This window comes from Priestia sp. TSO9 (assembly GCF_021029645.1).
Lineage (GTDB): Bacteria > Bacillota > Bacilli > Bacillales > Bacillaceae_H > Priestia > Priestia megaterium_E.
The window spans coordinates 479,594-495,203 of sequence record NZ_JAJEKD010000015.1 but is presented as its reverse complement, the minus strand read 5'-3'; the positions used below and the strand labels follow the sequence as shown (position 1 = coordinate 495,203).

The 15,610-nt window shown below is 38.5% G+C and carries 24 protein-coding genes; 17 read left to right on the top strand and 7 right to left on the bottom strand.

Annotated elements, in window-relative coordinates; genetic code table 11:
* Window positions 1-5 precede the first annotated feature (5 nt).
* Window positions 6-1,889, bottom strand: a complete 1,884-nt coding sequence (locus LJC66_RS17540) for a beta-glucoside-specific PTS transporter subunit IIABC (RefSeq protein ID WP_230933115.1) — start codon at window positions 1,887-1,889, stop codon at window positions 6-8.
* A gap of 168 nt (window positions 1,890-2,057) precedes the next feature.
* Between LJC66_RS17540 and LJC66_RS17535 the strand changes: the two genes are divergently transcribed.
* From LJC66_RS17535 to LJC66_RS17525, 3 genes are all read left to right on the top strand, one after another.
* Window positions 2,058-2,768 (top strand): GntR family transcriptional regulator, encoded by a 711-nt coding sequence (locus LJC66_RS17535; protein WP_014459154.1) that lies wholly within the window; start codon window positions 2,058-2,060, stop codon window positions 2,766-2,768.
* Window positions 2,769-2,939: 171 nt separating this feature from the next.
* On the top strand, window positions 2,940-3,122 hold the full coding sequence (locus LJC66_RS17530) for a hypothetical protein (protein WP_230933720.1): 183 nt from the start codon (window positions 2,940-2,942) through the stop codon (window positions 3,120-3,122).
* Window positions 3,123-3,145: 23 nt separating this feature from the next.
* Window positions 3,146-3,637 carry a GNAT family N-acetyltransferase gene (locus LJC66_RS17525; protein WP_230933114.1) on the top strand — a complete coding sequence of 164 codons (492 nt, stop codon included), beginning with the start codon at window positions 3,146-3,148 and terminating at the stop codon, window positions 3,635-3,637.
* An 82-nt stretch (window positions 3,638-3,719) separates the two neighbouring features.
* On the opposite strand, the gene LJC66_RS17520 is transcribed toward LJC66_RS17525, so the two are convergent.
* On the bottom strand, window positions 3,720-4,148 hold the full coding sequence (locus tag LJC66_RS17520; protein WP_121945581.1) for a hypothetical protein: 429 nt from the start codon (window positions 4,146-4,148) through the stop codon (window positions 3,720-3,722).
* A 160-nt stretch (window positions 4,149-4,308) separates the two neighbouring features.
* Complete coding sequence (locus LJC66_RS17515; protein WP_230933113.1) at window positions 4,309-5,202, bottom strand: DMT family transporter; 894 nt, start codon at window positions 5,200-5,202, stop codon at window positions 4,309-4,311.
* Window positions 5,203-5,316: 114 nt separating this feature from the next.
* Between LJC66_RS17515 and LJC66_RS17510 the strand changes: the two genes are divergently transcribed.
* The 3 genes from LJC66_RS17510 (at window position 5,317) to LJC66_RS17500 (ending at window position 8,023) form a co-directional block, all read left to right on the top strand.
* Window positions 5,317-6,189 carry a LysR family transcriptional regulator gene (locus tag LJC66_RS17510; RefSeq protein WP_014459158.1) on the top strand — a complete coding sequence of 291 codons (873 nt, stop codon included), beginning with the start codon at window positions 5,317-5,319 and terminating at the stop codon, window positions 6,187-6,189.
* Window positions 6,190-6,319: 130 nt separating this feature from the next.
* Window positions 6,320-7,099 (top strand): enoyl-ACP reductase FabI, encoded by a 780-nt coding sequence (gene fabI, locus LJC66_RS17505; protein ID WP_014459159.1) that lies wholly within the window; start codon window positions 6,320-6,322, stop codon window positions 7,097-7,099.
* Between the two features lie 396 nt (window positions 7,100-7,495).
* The gene (locus tag LJC66_RS17500; RefSeq protein ID WP_155009957.1) at window positions 7,496-8,023 is read left to right on the top strand and encodes a hypothetical protein; all 528 of its coding nucleotides are present in this window, start codon (window positions 7,496-7,498) and stop codon (window positions 8,021-8,023) included.
* A gap of 107 nt (window positions 8,024-8,130) precedes the next feature.
* Here the strand turns inward: LJC66_RS17500 and LJC66_RS17495 are convergent, their stop codons facing one another.
* A complete protein-coding gene (locus tag LJC66_RS17495; RefSeq protein WP_115654425.1) occupies window positions 8,131-8,349 on the bottom strand; it encodes a hypothetical protein in 219 nt (72 codons plus the stop codon).
* Between the two features lie 155 nt (window positions 8,350-8,504).
* Between LJC66_RS17495 and LJC66_RS17490 the strand changes: the two genes are divergently transcribed.
* From LJC66_RS17490 to LJC66_RS17440, 11 genes are all read left to right on the top strand, one after another.
* A complete protein-coding gene (locus LJC66_RS17490; protein ID WP_115654424.1) occupies window positions 8,505-8,822 on the top strand; it encodes a hypothetical protein in 318 nt (105 codons plus the stop codon).
* 342 nt (window positions 8,823-9,164) lie between these two features.
* Entirely contained in the window at window positions 9,165-9,530 is a 366-nt protein-coding gene (locus LJC66_RS17485; RefSeq protein WP_221781337.1) for a sulfurtransferase, read from the top strand.
* A complete protein-coding gene (locus LJC66_RS17480; RefSeq protein ID WP_014459165.1) occupies window positions 9,520-9,780 on the top strand; it encodes a metal-sensitive transcriptional regulator in 261 nt (86 codons plus the stop codon). The genes LJC66_RS17485 and LJC66_RS17480 overlap by 11 nt, the downstream gene beginning before the upstream one ends.
* Before the next feature lie 91 nt (window positions 9,781-9,871).
* Complete coding sequence (locus LJC66_RS17475) at window positions 9,872-10,099, top strand: sulfurtransferase TusA family protein (protein WP_014459166.1); 228 nt, start codon at window positions 9,872-9,874, stop codon at window positions 10,097-10,099.
* A gap of 46 nt (window positions 10,100-10,145) precedes the next feature.
* Window positions 10,146-10,628, top strand: a complete 483-nt coding sequence (locus tag LJC66_RS17470; protein ID WP_013058040.1) for a DsrE/DsrF/DrsH-like family protein — start codon at window positions 10,146-10,148, stop codon at window positions 10,626-10,628.
* Window positions 10,629-10,655: 27 nt separating this feature from the next.
* Window positions 10,656-11,012 carry a rhodanese-like domain-containing protein gene (locus LJC66_RS17465; protein WP_050690928.1) on the top strand — a complete coding sequence of 119 codons (357 nt, stop codon included), beginning with the start codon at window positions 10,656-10,658 and terminating at the stop codon, window positions 11,010-11,012.
* Window positions 11,013-11,034: 22 nt separating this feature from the next.
* Window positions 11,035-11,331 carry a rhodanese-like domain-containing protein gene (locus tag LJC66_RS17460; RefSeq protein WP_230933112.1) on the top strand — a complete coding sequence of 99 codons (297 nt, stop codon included), beginning with the start codon at window positions 11,035-11,037 and terminating at the stop codon, window positions 11,329-11,331.
* A 55-nt stretch (window positions 11,332-11,386) separates the two neighbouring features.
* Entirely contained in the window at window positions 11,387-11,938 is a 552-nt protein-coding gene (locus tag LJC66_RS17455) for a sulfurtransferase TusA family protein (RefSeq protein WP_230933111.1), read from the top strand.
* Window positions 11,939-12,000: 62 nt separating this feature from the next.
* Window positions 12,001-13,128 carry an MBL fold metallo-hydrolase gene (locus tag LJC66_RS17450; RefSeq protein ID WP_230933110.1) on the top strand — a complete coding sequence of 376 codons (1,128 nt, stop codon included), beginning with the start codon at window positions 12,001-12,003 and terminating at the stop codon, window positions 13,126-13,128.
* Window positions 13,129-13,163: 35 nt separating this feature from the next.
* Window positions 13,164-13,388 (top strand): sulfurtransferase TusA family protein, encoded by a 225-nt coding sequence (locus LJC66_RS17445; protein ID WP_028409361.1) that lies wholly within the window; start codon window positions 13,164-13,166, stop codon window positions 13,386-13,388.
* Between the two features lie 70 nt (window positions 13,389-13,458).
* Window positions 13,459-14,235: a sulfite exporter TauE/SafE family protein gene (locus LJC66_RS17440; protein WP_230933109.1), complete on the top strand. Its 777-nt coding sequence runs from the start codon at window positions 13,459-13,461 to the stop codon at window positions 14,233-14,235.
* A gap of 26 nt (window positions 14,236-14,261) precedes the next feature.
* On the opposite strand, the gene LJC66_RS17435 is transcribed toward LJC66_RS17440, so the two are convergent.
* The 3 genes from LJC66_RS17435 to LJC66_RS17425 all read right to left on the bottom strand — a co-directional run bounded on the left by LJC66_RS17435 (window position 14,262) and on the right by LJC66_RS17425 (window position 15,400).
* Window positions 14,262-14,438, bottom strand: coding sequence for a hypothetical protein (locus tag LJC66_RS17435; RefSeq protein ID WP_176544807.1), 177 nt, complete (start codon window positions 14,436-14,438; stop codon window positions 14,262-14,264).
* Window positions 14,439-14,533: 95 nt separating this feature from the next.
* Complete coding sequence (locus LJC66_RS17430; protein WP_230933108.1) at window positions 14,534-15,073, bottom strand: DUF2812 domain-containing protein; 540 nt, start codon at window positions 15,071-15,073, stop codon at window positions 14,534-14,536.
* Complete coding sequence (locus LJC66_RS17425) at window positions 15,074-15,400, bottom strand: PadR family transcriptional regulator (RefSeq protein ID WP_140451309.1); 327 nt, start codon at window positions 15,398-15,400, stop codon at window positions 15,074-15,076.
* Between the last annotated feature and the right edge of the window lie 210 nt (window positions 15,401-15,610).

The following is a 15,610-nucleotide window of genomic DNA, read 5'->3' as shown; positions in this document are numbered from 1 at the left end:
CCTCCTTATTTCACTACGGTAAATAATGTTTGATTTAGTCCGCTATTTTCAACATCTTCAACGATTACTTCTCGGTAAGCGTTTGAATTTGTGATAATAACCGGTGTAATCGTTTGTAACCCTTGTGTTTCAATAAATTCTTTATCAAATTCAATTAGTAAATCGCCTTTTTTAAACTTTACACCGTCTTCTACGTGCAGGGTAAACGGCTTGCCGTCTAACGTAACGGTATCTAATCCAATATGAACAAGCAGCTCAACGCCGTATTCTGAACGAAGGCCGATAGCATGCTTCGTTGGTGCTACCATGACTACCGTTCCGTCAAAAGGTGCATAAAGCTTGTTATCTGAAGGATCAATCGCTAATCCTTCTCCCATCGCACCTGAGCTGAATACTTCGTCCGGTACGCTAGAAAGAGGGATAACTTTCCCGCTAAACGGTGCGCTGATTGTTTCTTCATTTTCGTTCGGGTTGCTGACAGCTACTTCGTTTAAAGGAGCAGCAGCAGCTTCTTTTGCTGCGTCTTCTCCGTAGCCAAATACTTGAATAAGCACAACTGGAAGAATAATCGCAATAGCACATCCAATTAAAATTCCCCAGATTGACATCGGATAGTCTTGGCTAATACCGTTTACAATGGTCAACGGTCCAGGCAATCCTGCGTAAGCAAAGTAATATGGGTGAAAGAAACTTGCTACAACGGCACCAATAGCACCTGAAATGCATCCAAAGATAAACGGCTTTTTAAAACGTAAGTTTACGCCGTAGATAGCTGGCTCTGTAATACCAAATAATCCTGTTATTCCGGCTGATACGCTTACTTTACGTGCTTCTTGGCTTTTTGCTTTTAAAATAACCCCAAGCACCGCTCCAACTTGAGCTACTACGGCAATTGTTTGATACGCTTGAAATGAATCTCTGCCGTTTAAATCAAAGTTTGCAAGCACCATCGGCGTAATTCCCCAATGTACTCCAAAGATAACAACAATTTGCCAGAAGCCGCCAATGATTGCTCCAGCTAAGGCAGGTACGTTTTCAGCTAAAAAGTTATAGCCGTGAGCGATTCCGTTAGCTCCCATCGTTGTAACGGGGCCAATGAGTAAAATCGTTATAGGAACCATAATCACCATACATAAAAACGGAACAAACAGCGGTCTAACCACTTCATGAATGCTCTTGTTTAGGAACCTTTCAAGGTAAGACAAAATCCATACTAAAAATAAAGGCGGTAAAACAGAAGAAGTATAGATCGTTTCGGATAAGGGAAGACCTAAAAACGAAATGCTGCTTCCGTCGGCAATTTTGGCCGCCATTTCTGCCCATGTTGGACTGACTAATGCGGCACAGCACGCCACTGCGATGTAGGTGTTGGTTTTAAAATGCTTGGATGCTGTGATGGCAATAAAGATAGGTAAAAAAACAAACGGTGCCCACGAAATAAAGCTTAATACTTGATAGGTGCCCGTTTTGGCAAAGCTATCCGAAAACAAATTAATTAAGATTAACGAGCCCTGTAAAATTCCTGCCGCTGCTAAGATATATACAAATGGTGCAAACACAGCGGACATTGTAGCAATCACACGGTTTAAAATCGTGCCTTTGTTTTCAGTTTGCTCCTCTGCTGTATCCAAATTTACTAAACTAGCAAACTCTTCATAAACGTCTCCTACGTGCTGTCCAATAACGACTTGAAACTGCCCGCTGTTTTCAACAACCGTAATGACACCAGCCATAGAAGACACCTTACGTTTGGCTTCTGGCTTCGAGCGCTTTAATACAATTCGCAGCCTCGTAGCACAGCGTGTAGCGCTTACGATATTTTCTTCGCCGCCTACTGCATCTAAAATATCTGCTGCAAGCTTGTGATAATCTCTAATTTTCCCTCCCATATGTTCAACCCCCTTGTTGAGTATACGCTTTCAGTATAATTGTACCGATACAATTTATCAATACCCAAATAAAATAATAATCAATAAATAATTTAAGTTTATGGGATGGAGTTAGATTATGGTATAATCGTGTTATTCTTGAGACAAATTCAGTAAAGAGGTATAGCTATGATCAAATACCAACAAATTGCAATTGAAATTGAAACCTATATTGAAGAACACAAGCTTCAGCAAGGAGACAAGCTGCCGGTATTAGAAACGCTGATGGCACAATTTGAGGCGAGTAAAAGTACGGTAACAAAGGCCTTAGATCTATTAGAGAAAAAAGGCGTTGTTTTTCAAGTAAGAGGAAGCGGCATTTTTGTCCGTCGTCATAAACGAAAAGGATATATTGGCTTGCTTTCCAATCAAGGATTTACAAGTGAACTTGAAGATTTTCAGTTAACGTCGGAAGTAATTGAGCTAGATGTACGGAAACCGACGCAAGAAGCGGCGTTAAATTTAAACATAGAAGAAAATAGCGACGTCTATTATGTAAAAAGAGTACGGTATATTAATGGCCAGACGCTTTGTCTGGAAGAATCGTTTTATAATAAGTCCATCGTTACGTACTTAAATAACGAAATTGTTTCTCAGTCTATTTTTCATTACATTAAAGAAGGCCTTGGCTTAAAAATCGGGTTTTCTGATCTATATCTTCACGTCGGCAAGCTGAACGAAGAAGAAGCAAAGTACCTAGGATTAAAAGAAGGCGATCCTAAATTATTTATTGAAACACTTTTTCACTTAGCGAACGGCCAGCCGTTTGACTTTTCAAAAGTGACATATAACTACGAACAGTCGCAGTTCTTTTTACAAGCAACGAGTCATGTTTTATAAAAAAGTGCCCGTCTCTCAATTAGCAAGGAACGAGAGGCAGGCACTTTTTTTTTCATTTCTTCGATAAAAACATGAAAGAAGATAAAGATTGTAATAAATAGGAAATTAATATACGATAAAATGGTTACAGGGTTTATAGAGATAAGGAAATGAGGTGCTAAGTTGAAAAAGATGCTGAGCTACCTTATTCCAATGCTTTTTATGTTTGGTCTGCTTTCCATGACTTTATTTCAGCCGACTAAAGGCGATTTTATCGCTGTAGGTGTGATATCGATTCTTGCAGGTGCTGTAATTGGTTTTATAATAAACATAGGTTATGCAGTATTCAAAACAGCCAAAAGTAAGGTGGAGTAAACTGATTAGAGGCGGTGGAGGTTTTGAGTGAAAGTATCATCATTCAGCCATATGCTAGTAAGTATCAACAAGAAGTAGTGGACTTAATTCTTCCTATTCAGCAGCAAGAATATCACGTTCCAATAACGGAGAAAGATCAGCCCGATTTATTTAAAATCGAAAGCTTTTATCAACAGGGCAACGGAAACTTTTGGGTTGCTGTTTGCAACGAAAAAGTAGTGGGAAGCGCAGCTTTAATAGACATTGGAAGCCGCCAAGTAGCGCTACGGAAAATGTTTGTAGCCAAACCTTATAGAGGAGCCACCTTCAAAACAGCTCACCGTTTATTGCATACAGCCATCGGGTGGGCAAAAGAGAGGGAAGTGGAAAGAATATACTTAGGAACGACGTTACAATATAGGGCTGCGCATCGATTTTATGAGAAAAATGGCATTCAAAGTATAGAGAAAGAAACTCTGCCTGCGAATTTCCCGGTAATGGACGTAGATAAAAAGTTTTATACATATAAGGTATAAGCTTAGCCTTTATGCAAAATCATATCGGTTATTGTAATGAACGATAGCGATATGTCTGTAGCAAAGCATCTAAAAAGACGGTCTATGTATAATAGACCGTCTTTTTAGATAGCTTGTTTATGAGTATAGAAGATAACCCAAACGGCAATGAGCAGCTCAACGTTACAATAAGGATTCGAGGAAAGAGACTAAAAGCTGATATTCCGTCACTTAGCAAAAATAAAGTTAATACGGCGAGTGCTCCCACGATACCGAAAAGAAGATATAGGATTAGTTCAATTAATATTTGAAATGAAGCTATGTATTTCATGATGTTTGCTATAGCTATTGAACAAGGGATGCCTACTATAATAATAAATGGAGCGGTAAGATACACACCAATAAGCAAAGTCGATAAATAATCTACTATACTTGTATAGCCAAGGGAATTTAATTCAAATATTTCGATGCAAACCGCACCGCCGCATATCGATGAAATAATAGTTGAAAGTATTCGTTTAATAAGCTTCACAGTCGTTCACCTAGACCTATTTTTTATCTAGAATAGCAATATAGTTTAAAAAATACTAGCATCTATTAAAAGAAAAGTGGAGATAGGTGCTGTGACTGCTAAAAGAAAGCTCATACCTTAGCTTCATAACAAAAGCCGCTAGGTTCTTATCTAGCGGCTTTTACTTTGGCAAAGTCTCTTGGTAATGAACTCTTTTTTTAAATAGTAAATCGTCTAATTGAGCAATTAAAATCCCCGCAATCACAATAATAGAACCAACAAGGTCTTTAAGCGTAAACAGCTCATGCAAAAAGAGAACGGCAAACAGCGCAGCAAAAATGGGCTCTGTTGCAAAAATAAGTCCTGTGTGAGTAGGAGTTGTGTAGCGCTGCGCAATGGCTTGACAAATGAATCCAATCGCGCTGCAAAGAACGCCAAGACCTAAAATCGCAATCCATGATGATAACGTAGTTGGAATGCTCGGGTGTTCAAATAAAAAGCTGCAAAGCAGTCCAAACAACCCAGCAAATCCTAGCTGTAAAATACCAAGAGCAATTGGATTTTCGTTTTTCGTAAACGTGCCGGTCAAGGTAATATGAATGGCATAACATAGCGCCGTTCCGATGCAAAGTACATCACCAGTATTCATATGAAAGGAGTGCTTTAAAGTTAACACACTTATACCGGTTAGGGTAACAATAACTCCAAGTCCAATCGGCCAAGAAGGAAGCTTTTTTACTAACAAGCAGTTGAGCAATGGAACAAAAATGACCGTTAAACTGACAAGAAATCCGGCATTTGAAGCAGACGTCATGCTGACGCCAAACGTGACAAATGAAAAAACGGAAAACAGTAAAAAGCCTAAAATAGCTGATGATAAAATCGTTTTGCGCGTGATATGTAGTAAAGGCTTATAGAGAAACAGTCCGGCAATCAAAAAAGCAATTAAACATCTGAATGCAATGATAGTAAATGACCCGAGCGAACCCAGCCCCATTTTCATAAACACGTACGACATGCCCCAAAATACGTTCACACCAATCATCATCATATTTGCTCGCGTGCGGTAACTCACGTTCAACCCTCCATTGTTTATCATGTACTCACAGTATACAAAGGAATTTGATATTAATAAAATGAATCTTTATAATGATGAACATGAATTAAATTCATGTTAAGGCGGGAGAAAATGAGCTTAGTGAAATATGAAATTTTAAACAAAGTAGCTGAAGTGAAAAGCTTTACAAAAGCGGCAGATGCGCTGGCACTCACGCAGTCAGCGGTCAGTCATGCCATTACAAATCTCGAAACAGAATTTGGATTTCCGCTTGTGAATCGAAACAGATCAGGTATTACCTTAACAACAGAAGGCGAAACGATGCTTCTTGCCATTCGGAAAGTGCTGCAAGAAAATGAAAAAGTTCATCAAGAAGCAGCCAGTCTCTTAGGTCTTGCAAAAGGGACGATTAAAGTTGGGATTTTTAAAAGCGTATCCACCAAGTGGCTCCCTGAAATTATTCAGCTGATGGAAAAAAGCTATCCGGCCATTCAAATTCAGCTAAAAGAAGGCGATTATCTTGAAATTGAACAGTGGCTGCTGAGCGGAGAAATAGACTGCGGTTTTATTAACATTACGCATTCAAGTCAATTTCATATTATCCCTTTAAAAAAAGACCCGCTGCTGTGTGTCGTATCAAATCAAAGTGCTTTGTATCATCAAAAAAACGTTTCCTTTAAAGATTTAGAGAAAGAACCGTTTATTATGCCGACATACGGCGGATATCATGATATTAAGCAATTGTTTGAAGAACAGGGGGTTCAGCCTGAAATTCGCTTTGAATTAATGGATGAAAGTGCTATCCTATCGATGATTACGTATCACTTAGGCATTAGCATTTTACCTGAAATGCTTTTGGATTCTATCCCGCAAGAGCTGCGTGCGATTCCATTTCAAGTGGACAGCTACCGTTCAATTGGTCTAGCTACTCGTTATCATCTTTCACCTGCAGCTAAAAAATTTGCTGAAACAACGCAAGCATGGCTGCAAAATTCGGACAAGTAAGAGATTATTTATAAAGCAAAATCGGTTAATTCATAAGACTCTTAGGAACTAAGAGCATCTTTGTGCTATAATAAAGCTATACAATTACCTATTAGTCATCATTGATGACTAATTTTTTTTGGAGGATAATATGGAAGATTTATTACAATTAAAGAACAAGAACATTGTGATTATGGGAGTTGCCAACGACAGAAGTATTGCTTGGGGTGTTGCAAAAGCCCTTCATCAAGTAGGAGCAAACTTAATTTTTACATACCGTAAAGAACGTTCACTAGGAAAATTGAACAAGCTTTTAGAAAAAAATGAAATTCAAGCATCATTAATAGCTGAATGTGACGTAAACAGCGACGAAAGTATTGAAGCAGCTTTCAAAAAAATCGGAGAAGAAGCAGGCACAGTTCACGGAGTGATTCACTCTGTTGCGTTTGCTCACTCAGAAGATTTAAACGGCGAGTTTATTAACACATCAAGAAGCGGATATGCATTTGCTCAAGATACAAGCGCTTATTCATTTATTGCCGTAGCGAAAGCAGCGAAACCTCTTATGACAGAAGGCGGTTCTCTTGTAGCGATGAGCTATCTTGGTGCAGAGCGTGCAGTGGAAGGCTATAACGTAATGGGCGTAGCGAAAGCAGCGCTTGAGTCTTCAGTAAAATACTTAGCATTAGACTTAGGGAAAGACAATATCCGCGTAAATGCGATTTCAGCAGGCCCAATTCGTACACTTGCAGCGAAAGGCATTTCTGACTTTAACCAAATTCTTCACAAAGTTGAAGAAAAAGCACCTCTTAAGCGTAACGTAACGCAAGCAGAAGTTGGCGACATGACGGTCGTATTACTGAGCCATCTTTCACGCGGCGTAACAGGAGAAATCGTACACGTAGACGCTGGTTACAATATTGTAGGTTAATTCCAAAGAGGCTGGGACAAAAGGATTTTAGACAAAGTGAAAAACGAACCATTGATCAAGATGTTTGATTAGTGGTTCGTTTTTTTTGTTATGTTAAACACAGGTTTCATGTGTGCAGGTCTTTCTAGCAGTTGATTGGAGGGCAAGGCGAAGACTCCCGCGGAAAGCATAGTCTTGTACGGAAATTAACTGCGTTGTCACCAGCGGTTCAGCTCATGTATACGAGTTGTTCATCTTTAGATTAGATTCATCTGGATATGTCTCAGCCTCTTTTTTATGGAAAACTGAGTAGTCTATCGTTTCCTATTTTATTTCTATTAAAATTATCAGTCAAAGGACAAGCATCCAAGCATTTTTCCTGCGAATGGATAAAATAGATAGACACATAAAGAAAGGATGATTACGATTAAAAAAGATGATAAATATCATGTAGAAAGATCTTATTCTTCTAAGAAACATCATCATTGTTCTTCCACACAAGGAAATACAAGAGACTCAGCGTTTCGTGCTCTTAGCCTTACAAATCAATCCGTATCAGCAAACACTTCTGTAAAGGTTTCCTATCAGTTCAAACAATTTGACTTAGCAAATGAATATAACCCGGTTACGTCCACTTTTCGTCCTAAAAAAGATGGCGTATATTCTCTTGTTGCTACAATTGGATTTCTTCCTAACGATACGACTGTCGATTATCGAGCGCGCGTAGAAATTCGTGTCAATGGCACGGCGGTTATCGCGATTGATAACGATTTCTTTGGAGGAAACACTATATTTGTTAACGTAGTATCGGTCTCTACTATTTACAATTTAGAAAAAGGAGATCGAGTTGAAGTCTTCGCGGAAAGTAATGTTGACGGCACAATTGTCACAACAGAAAATGTGTCGCATTTCGAAGCAGCAAGATTTCCATCTCCTTCCGAATAAAAGGCTACATGCATCTTTTGGTGTATAGAAGTCGAGAAAAACAAGTTTAATACAAGCTGGCAAAAGAAGCAGACTTCTTATAAGAAATCTGCTTCTTTTGCTTATATTCATTTAAACGTTTCTTTTATATTTTTCTCAGCTTTTTTCATGGGAAGGTAAACAAATACGTGTAAAGAAAGGCCAATCACGGCAGTAATATTAGCAATAAGGCTAATAATAAGAAATATCCATTCTATACTTCCAGATAAGTTTATGCTTCCGCTTATAAGAGAAGAGCTTACTCCTATAAGTAAGATAGCCATTAATAATGGTAAGTTTTTAACCAATTGAAATCCTCCTGGATGTTTTATATTAATATTACCATATAAAAACAAAAGTGTGATTTAATTCATAATTAATCAAACGCCTATATTTTAAAATAGATAAGCTCTAAATCCCAACATGAACATATGATGTGGCAAAGAAAAGGAGTTGAAGGAACATGCATCAAGGACAGCAGAATTATATTCCATGGGAACAATGGCATCATCAGCATCCGCACGGCACGTGGAATCAATGGCATCAGCAACATCCACATGTACCTTGGGAGCAGTGGCACAAACAGTATCCGCACGGCACATGGAATCAATGGCATCAACAACATCCATACACACCTTGGAATCAGTGGCACCAGCAGTATCCGCACGGTACGTGGAATCAGTGGCATCAGCAAAATCCATACGTGCCTTGGAATCAGTGGCACCAGCAGCATCCACACAGTTCGTGGAATCAATGGCATAACATTTATCATCAAAGCTAATCAGCTTTTTACTATAAAAGGTCCGGTTCTCCTTGGGAACTGGATCTTTTGTGTGTAGACGTGAATGATACAGTAAGCTTATTTTCTAGTAATTTATATGAGCCCAGGTGATGCATGAAAACGGAAAAGTATGTTTGATCTATAGGGTAGGGGGTACACACAATAAAGCAGGTTAAAGAAAACATTCATGATCCCTAAGCTGTATAAAGTGGATTGGTTCATATGAAAGGATCCATGTAAATAAGCAAAATCAAATATAATTTTATCGCTTGACAATATACCTATAGGGGTATATTATAAACGTGTAAACAACATCAATTCAATAGCAAGGCGGTGATTCTTATGCTATATATAGCAGTGTTGTTGCTTGCTATTTCATTTATCGCATACAGACGTTATTATCCTGTTAAAAGAATACAGTGCATGCGTGAACTTGAAGCGAAAGAACTTGGGCGAACGATTGTAGATATTCGCCATTACCATGAAGTTCATGATTCTAAGGGGTTAGTTATGCCGTATGCGTACCTCAAACGCTTTTATTCAGAAATTCCACAGGGCAGCGTTCATGTAATTGCCGAAGATAGAGTGGAATTAAATTTAGGCGTACGGTTCTTACGAAAAAAAGGTTTTCAAGTGCGCAGCTATGAATTAGCAGCGTGTAAGTGTCAAAGCAAAGGAAAGAAAGGGGTATTCGATTATGGAGTATAACCAGCAAGTGAAAAATCGGCTGCGTCGAATTGAAGGGCAGCTAAAAGGCGTGCTTAGCATGATGGAGCAAGGGAAAGACTGTCGAGACGTCGTAACTCAATTATCGGCTGCAAGAAGTGCCATTGATCGCACGATGGGAGTCATTGTGAGCAGCAATCTTGAACAGTGCGTCAGAGAGAGCCTGCAGCATGGAGAGCCAACCGAAGGGTTAGTGCAAGAAGCTGTACAGCTGTTAGTGAAAAGTCGTTAATCATTGTCACCTTATTTAAGGTTGACGAATATCATTATTTAATATAATATACCCTTACAGGTATATGTATATAAAAGGAGAGATAGCTACTATGAAAATTGATCAAGTTTTAGATGCAAAAGGATTAGCGTGTCCAATGCCAATCGTAAAAACAAAAAAAGCAATGGATACTTTAACAACAGGCCAAGTATTAGAAGTGCAAACGACAGATAAAGGTGCTAAAAGTGACTTAACCGCGTGGGCAAAATCAACAGGACACGAGCTCATTGATTTTAAAGAAGAAGGCAGCACATTTATCTTTTACATTCAAAAAGGCTAATTTTTTTAGAATTAAATATACCCCATAGGGTAATAGGAGGAACAACATGACTGAACAAAAGAAACGAACAACGATTGTATTATTTAGCGGTGATTATGACAAAGCGATGGCAGCTTATATTATTGCCAACGGAGCGGCTGCTTATGACCATGAAGTGACGATATTCCATACGTTTTGGGGATTGAATGCGCTTCGTAAAGAAGAAATGGTGCCGGTGAAAAAAGGATTTTTAGAAAAGATGTTTGGCAAAATGATGCCGCGCGGTGCGGATAAAATGGGCTTATCTAAAATGAACTTTGCAGGTATGGGACCTAAAATGATTAAAAACGTAATGAAAAAGCATAATGCTCTAACGCTGCCGCAGCTTATCGAAATGGCACAAGAACAAGATGTGAAGCTAGTGGCTTGTACGATGACGATGGATCTTCTAGGGTTACAGGAAAAAGAACTGTTAGATAATATTGAATATGCGGGCGTAGCGGCGTATTTAGCCGACGCAGAAGACGGAAACGTAAACTTATTCATCTAAAAGATAACTCATGAAGCGAGGGTCAATATGATTATCAATGCGCTTATTATCATCTTTCTGTTGTGGTTTTTATATCAGCGCTTTGCACCAGTAAAAGGTATTCAGCAAATAGCCACAACGGAGTTAAAAGCAAAGTTAAAAAATAAAAATAATCAGTTTATCGACGTGCGAACACCGCATGAATTTCGTACCAAACATATTAAAGGATTTCGAAACATTCCTTTATCAGAACTGCCAGCGCAAACAGGCCAGCTTTCAAAAGACAGAGAAGTAGTCGTTATTTGTCAAAGCGGAATGAGAAGTTTGAAAGCAAGTAAACTGTTGAAAAAGCAAGGTTTTACATCCATCACCAACGTTAAAGGCGGCATGAATACGTGGAGATAAATCAAAAAGGAGGAGAAGTAGCGTGAAGACAATAGCAGCACAAGAAGTAGAACAACTAGTAAAGAAACAAGAACAAATTCACATTTTAGATGTGCGTGAAGTAGAGGAAGTAAAAATAGGTAAAATTCCAAACGCGTTAAATATCCCGCTTCCTTTATTAGAATTCCGTATGCATGAGTTAGACAAAACACACAACTACATTGTCGTCTGTCGTTCTGGAGGCAGAAGCGGAATGGCAGCTCGTTTTCTTGAGCAGCAAGGCTACAGTGTAACGAATATGACAGGCGGAATGATGGAATGGAAAGGGGAAACGGTCTAATTTTTTTAGATAAAAATATACCCCTACTAGTATTTAAACCAAGGAGGAAAAAGAAATGATGCAAGCAAACTTCGTATTAGATGCAAAAGGGTTAGCATGTCCAATGCCAATCATAAGAACAAAGAAGAAAATGAATGAATTAGAAGCAGGTCAAGTACTAGAAATTCAAGCAACGGATAAAGGCTCTACGGCGGACTTACAAGCATGGGCAAAAAGCACAGGTCATGAGTATTTAGGTACCGAGGCAGCAGGTGACGTTCTTCACCACTTTCTTCGTAAAGGCGGCGCTGAAGAAAACGTAACGCCAATTCCTGAAATTTCATTAGAAGAATTTGCGAAAAAAGTAGAGAATGATGAACATCTTCATATTTTAGACGTGCGTGAAGTAGAAGAATACGATGAAGCTCATATTCCAGGCGTAGTTCATATTCCGCTTGGTGAAGTAGAAAAACGTTCGAATGAGCTAAATAAAGAGAATGAAATTTATATTATTTGCCACTCTGGAAGACGAAGTGAAATGGCAGGGCAAACGATGAAAAAGCAAGGGTTTAAAAACTTAATTAACGTGGTTCCTGGTATGCGTGACTGGACGGGTAAAGTAGAATAACTAATGAATTATAGTGAATTAAAAAATTTTGATATTTTATATACCCAAGGAGGTATTTTAATATGACAGTACATGTTCTTACTGCAAAAGAAGTTACATCTAAAATTATCAATAAAGAAGTGTTATTTATCTTGGACGTTCGTAACGAAAGTGATTTTAGCGATTGGAAAATTGAAGGTCATCAATTTCAGCATTTAAATGTTCCATACTTCGATCTTTTAGACGGAGTAGAAGAAATCTTAGAAAAAATCCCTTCTGATAAAGAAGTGTTAGTTGTCTGCGCCAAAGAAGGTTCATCCGTGATGGTAGCTGACATGCTTTCAGAAGCGGGGCTTACCGTATCGTACCTTAAAGGCGGTATGAAAGCGTGGAGTGAATATTTAGAGCCTGTTAAAGTCGGAGATTTAAAAGATGGCGGAGAGATCTATCAGTTTGTTCGTATCGGTAAAGGATGCTTATCTTATATGATCGTATCAAACGGTGAAGCGGCTATTATTGATGCGACGCGTATGGCGGATGTGTATATTAACTTTGCCAAAGAACTTGGTGTCACTGTTAAGCATGTGTTTGATACGCACCTTCATGCAGATCACATTTCAGGAGGAAGAGTTATTGCTGAAGAAACAAATGCAGCGTACTGGCTGCCTCCAAAAGATGCAGAAGAAGTGATGTTTGACTACAAGGCGTTAGAAGAAGGCAGTGATGTCGTGATTGGTAACACAATGATTACGATTCAGCCTCTTTATTCACCGGGGCATACGATTGGATCAACTTCTTTTATCGTAGACGATCAATACTTGCTTTCAGGTGATATTTTGTTCATTGATTCAATTGGACGTCCTGATTTAGCTGGTATGGCTGAAGACTGGGTAGGCGATCTGCGCGAGACGCTTTATACACGCTATAAAGCATTATCAGATGAGTTAATCGTATTGCCAGCTCACTTTATGATTATTGATGAGCTAAATGACAACGGCAGCGTAGCTGAAAAGTTAGGTACTTTGTTTGCGAAAAATCATGGATTAAACATTAAAGACGAAGCAGAGTTCAGACACTTAGTAACAGATAACTTACCGCCGCAGCCAAATGCATATCAAGAAATCCGTGAAACCAATATGGGAAAAGTAAGTCCAGATGAAGAAAAACAGCGTGAAATGGAAATTGGACCAAACCGCTGTGCGATTCGCTAAGTAAAAAATTCAGCTTAAACAAAGGAGAGAGAGAAATGGAATCAAATAAAGTACTAGATGCAAAAGGGCTGGCTTGCCCAATGCCGATTGTTAAAACAAAAAAAGCAATGAATGAACTAGAAGCAGGTCAAGTGTTAGAAATTCACGCAACGGATAAAGGGGCAAAAAACGATCTTGCAGCTTGGGCAAAATCTGGTGGTCACGAGCTTCTTCAGACAGAAGAAGGCGACGTTCTTAAATTTTGGATTAAAAAAGGATAAGAAATAATGGACGAAAAGGGTATCTCTTGTAAAAGGTACCCTTTCCTTATATGAAACGGAGCGACTATAGATGGATCTTACATTTATCATCACGCTTTTTCTTATTGGATTTATTGGGTCGTTTATTTCCGGTATGGTCGGTATTGGCGGGTCTGTTATTAATTATCCGATGCTGTTGTATATTCCTCCATTGGTAGGAGTAGGAGCACTAACAGCTCATCACGTCTCAGGTGCAGGAGCCATTCAAGTATTCTTTGCGACATTAGGCGGCGTATGGGCGTATCGAAAAAGCGGATTTTTAAACAAATCATTAATTTTATACATGGGCAGCAATATTCTAATTGGGAGCATGCTTGGAAGTTACCTCTCACATTATATGAATGAACAAGGATTAAATGTTGTATATGGAGTTTTAGCTCTTATTGCGGTTATGATGATGTTTATTCCAAAGAAAAATGTAGATAAGATAAAAGAAGGTGAACTTCAATTCAATAAAGGGTTAGCTTCTATTTTATCACTACTTATTGGAGCCGTAGCAGGCGTGTTAGGAGCAGGAGGAGCCTTTATTTTAGTTCCTGTGATGCTTGTGGTGCTTAAAATTCCAACTCGAATAACCATCGCAACTTCACTAGCCGTTACCTTTATTTCTTCCATTGGTTCAACGGTTGGAAAGCTGGTGACCCATCAAGTCCCATTTATACCGGCACTTATTTTAGTTGCGGCAAGTTTAATTGCCTCTCCAGTCGGTGCAAAAGTTGGTCAGAAAATGAATACAAAAGTGCTTCAGTGGATCCTTGCCGGTTTGATTTTAGCAACGGCAATTAAGATTTGGTGGGGGCTACTATAAAAAGCTATGGATTCCCATAGCTTTTTTTATAGCACTTCATCACTTTCCACATACGTTTCAAGCGCAGGATGAAATTCTTTTTGATAGTGATTAGACGGACACACTTTCACTACAGTCGCGTGAAGTGCATTAGATTTTGATGTATTTAACACTTGCTTACATTTTGGGCATCGTTCATTAAACAGAAAATGAAACCATTTCACTTTTCATCACTCCTGTACTAAAACCTTTAAATCTTATCGAGTTAATAAGGATTATAAAGGGTTTTATACGGCAGGTCAATGAAAAGGGAATCTCTTTAGGTGTTACTAAGCTTTTTTAGCTTACGCTGATACGCAAGGTAAGGAAGTCCTGGAAATACTAAAATTACTGTTGAAATCGCTAATAAAATCTCACTTATTGTACCTACTGCTTCCGGAAGCCAGCCGTATAAGCTCATAACGTCAAAAAGCAGCAGAAACACCATCGCGACAAGAATAGATAGAGCTGCTTTTCCTACAGAACGCTTTTCTCGTTCGTATCTGTCAATGATCGTTTCTACATCGGAATAAATAGGTTTTGTTCCCGGAAGTGCGCTGAAAATATGCATAGCATTGCCTGTTGAACAAACGTGCTGCCATCCGGCTTCTTTAAAAAGCAGAAAATATTCATCATCTGCATGTTCTTGAAAATCTAGTGAATATTGAAGCTCTTGAGGCTTTCCTTTTTTTAATGTATATCCTAAAAATGCAAAACGATCTAACAGCCAGCCTTTTTTCGCATAGTCGCTAAGCTTTTGTAAATCTTCTTTTTCGGCAAAAGCAGTTCCGCCACTCAGTATGTATTTTGTCTTCTTCATTTATAAACCTCCTAAAGCATTTTCAGCATGTGTAATCATTTCTTTACGGCGCTGAACTTCTTTTTTTAAAAACTGAATTCCTTTTTCTGTTGCAACATACGTTTTCTTTTTGTCTTTGCTTTCGCCATAAAGCATGATTAACTCAGCTGCAAGAAGTTTTTTAATTGTAGTGTACATAGATGCAGGTCCAATCGAAAACTGTTGATTGGTCATATCTTCAATCGTTTTCATAATAAGATATCCGTGTTTTGCTTCTAAGAGCGACACTAAGATGTAGTAGGACGTGTCGGTAAGTTCCCCCGTCTCTAATGAATCGTTTCTCGGCATATTCAACCTCCTTATATCATTAAACGATATATCGTTAATTAATATATATCATTTAATGATATAGACAGTCAATAGAAAATGTTAAATTTTAGGCTTAGAATTGCCTCGTGAACCTATTTAACGAGTAGAAAGGGGAAGAAATCTTACAAAATAGTTTACTAAGATAAATATATTTGTATAAAAATTAAGAATTTGTAGAATTTATTGTTT

Bases quoted from the DNA above. Each gene is read 5' to 3' on its own strand.
- LJC66_RS17475 (WP_014459166.1), top strand. From the start codon at position 9,872: ATGAAAATTGATCAAGTTTTAGATGCAAAAGGATTAGCGTGTCCAATG.
- LJC66_RS17510 (WP_014459158.1), top strand. From the start codon at position 5,317: ATGAGCTTAGTGAAATATGAAATTTTAAACAAAGTAGCTGAAGTGAAA.
- LJC66_RS17500 (WP_155009957.1), top strand. From the start codon at position 7,496: ATGATTACGATTAAAAAAGATGATAAATATCATGTAGAAAGATCTTAT.
- LJC66_RS17480 (WP_014459165.1), top strand. From the start codon at position 9,520: ATGGAGTATAACCAGCAAGTGAAAAATCGGCTGCGTCGAATTGAAGGG.
- LJC66_RS17530 (WP_230933720.1), top strand. From the start codon at position 2,940: ATGCTGAGCTACCTTATTCCAATGCTTTTTATGTTTGGTCTGCTTTCC.
- LJC66_RS17465 (WP_050690928.1), top strand. From the start codon at position 10,656: ATGATTATCAATGCGCTTATTATCATCTTTCTGTTGTGGTTTTTATAT.
- LJC66_RS17485 (WP_221781337.1), top strand. From the start codon at position 9,165: ATGCTATATATAGCAGTGTTGTTGCTTGCTATTTCATTTATCGCATAC.
- LJC66_RS17450 (WP_230933110.1), top strand. From the start codon at position 12,001: ATGACAGTACATGTTCTTACTGCAAAAGAAGTTACATCTAAAATTATC.
- LJC66_RS17425 (WP_140451309.1), bottom strand. From the start codon at position 15,400: ATGCCGAGAAACGATTCATTAGAGACGGGGGAACTTACCGACACGTCC.
- LJC66_RS17470 (WP_013058040.1), top strand. From the start codon at position 10,146: ATGACTGAACAAAAGAAACGAACAACGATTGTATTATTTAGCGGTGAT.
- LJC66_RS17445 (WP_028409361.1), top strand. From the start codon at position 13,164: ATGGAATCAAATAAAGTACTAGATGCAAAAGGGCTGGCTTGCCCAATG.
- LJC66_RS17540 (WP_230933115.1), bottom strand. From the start codon at position 1,889: ATGGGAGGGAAAATTAGAGATTATCACAAGCTTGCAGCAGATATTTTA.
- LJC66_RS17430 (WP_230933108.1), bottom strand. From the start codon at position 15,073: ATGAAGAAGACAAAATACATACTGAGTGGCGGAACTGCTTTTGCCGAA.
- fabI (WP_014459159.1), top strand. From the start codon at position 6,320: ATGGAAGATTTATTACAATTAAAGAACAAGAACATTGTGATTATGGGA.
- LJC66_RS17535 (WP_014459154.1), top strand. From the start codon at position 2,058: ATGATCAAATACCAACAAATTGCAATTGAAATTGAAACCTATATTGAA.
- LJC66_RS17440 (WP_230933109.1), top strand. From the start codon at position 13,459: ATGGATCTTACATTTATCATCACGCTTTTTCTTATTGGATTTATTGGG.
- LJC66_RS17455 (WP_230933111.1), top strand. From the start codon at position 11,387: ATGATGCAAGCAAACTTCGTATTAGATGCAAAAGGGTTAGCATGTCCA.
- LJC66_RS17490 (WP_115654424.1), top strand. From the start codon at position 8,505: ATGCATCAAGGACAGCAGAATTATATTCCATGGGAACAATGGCATCAT.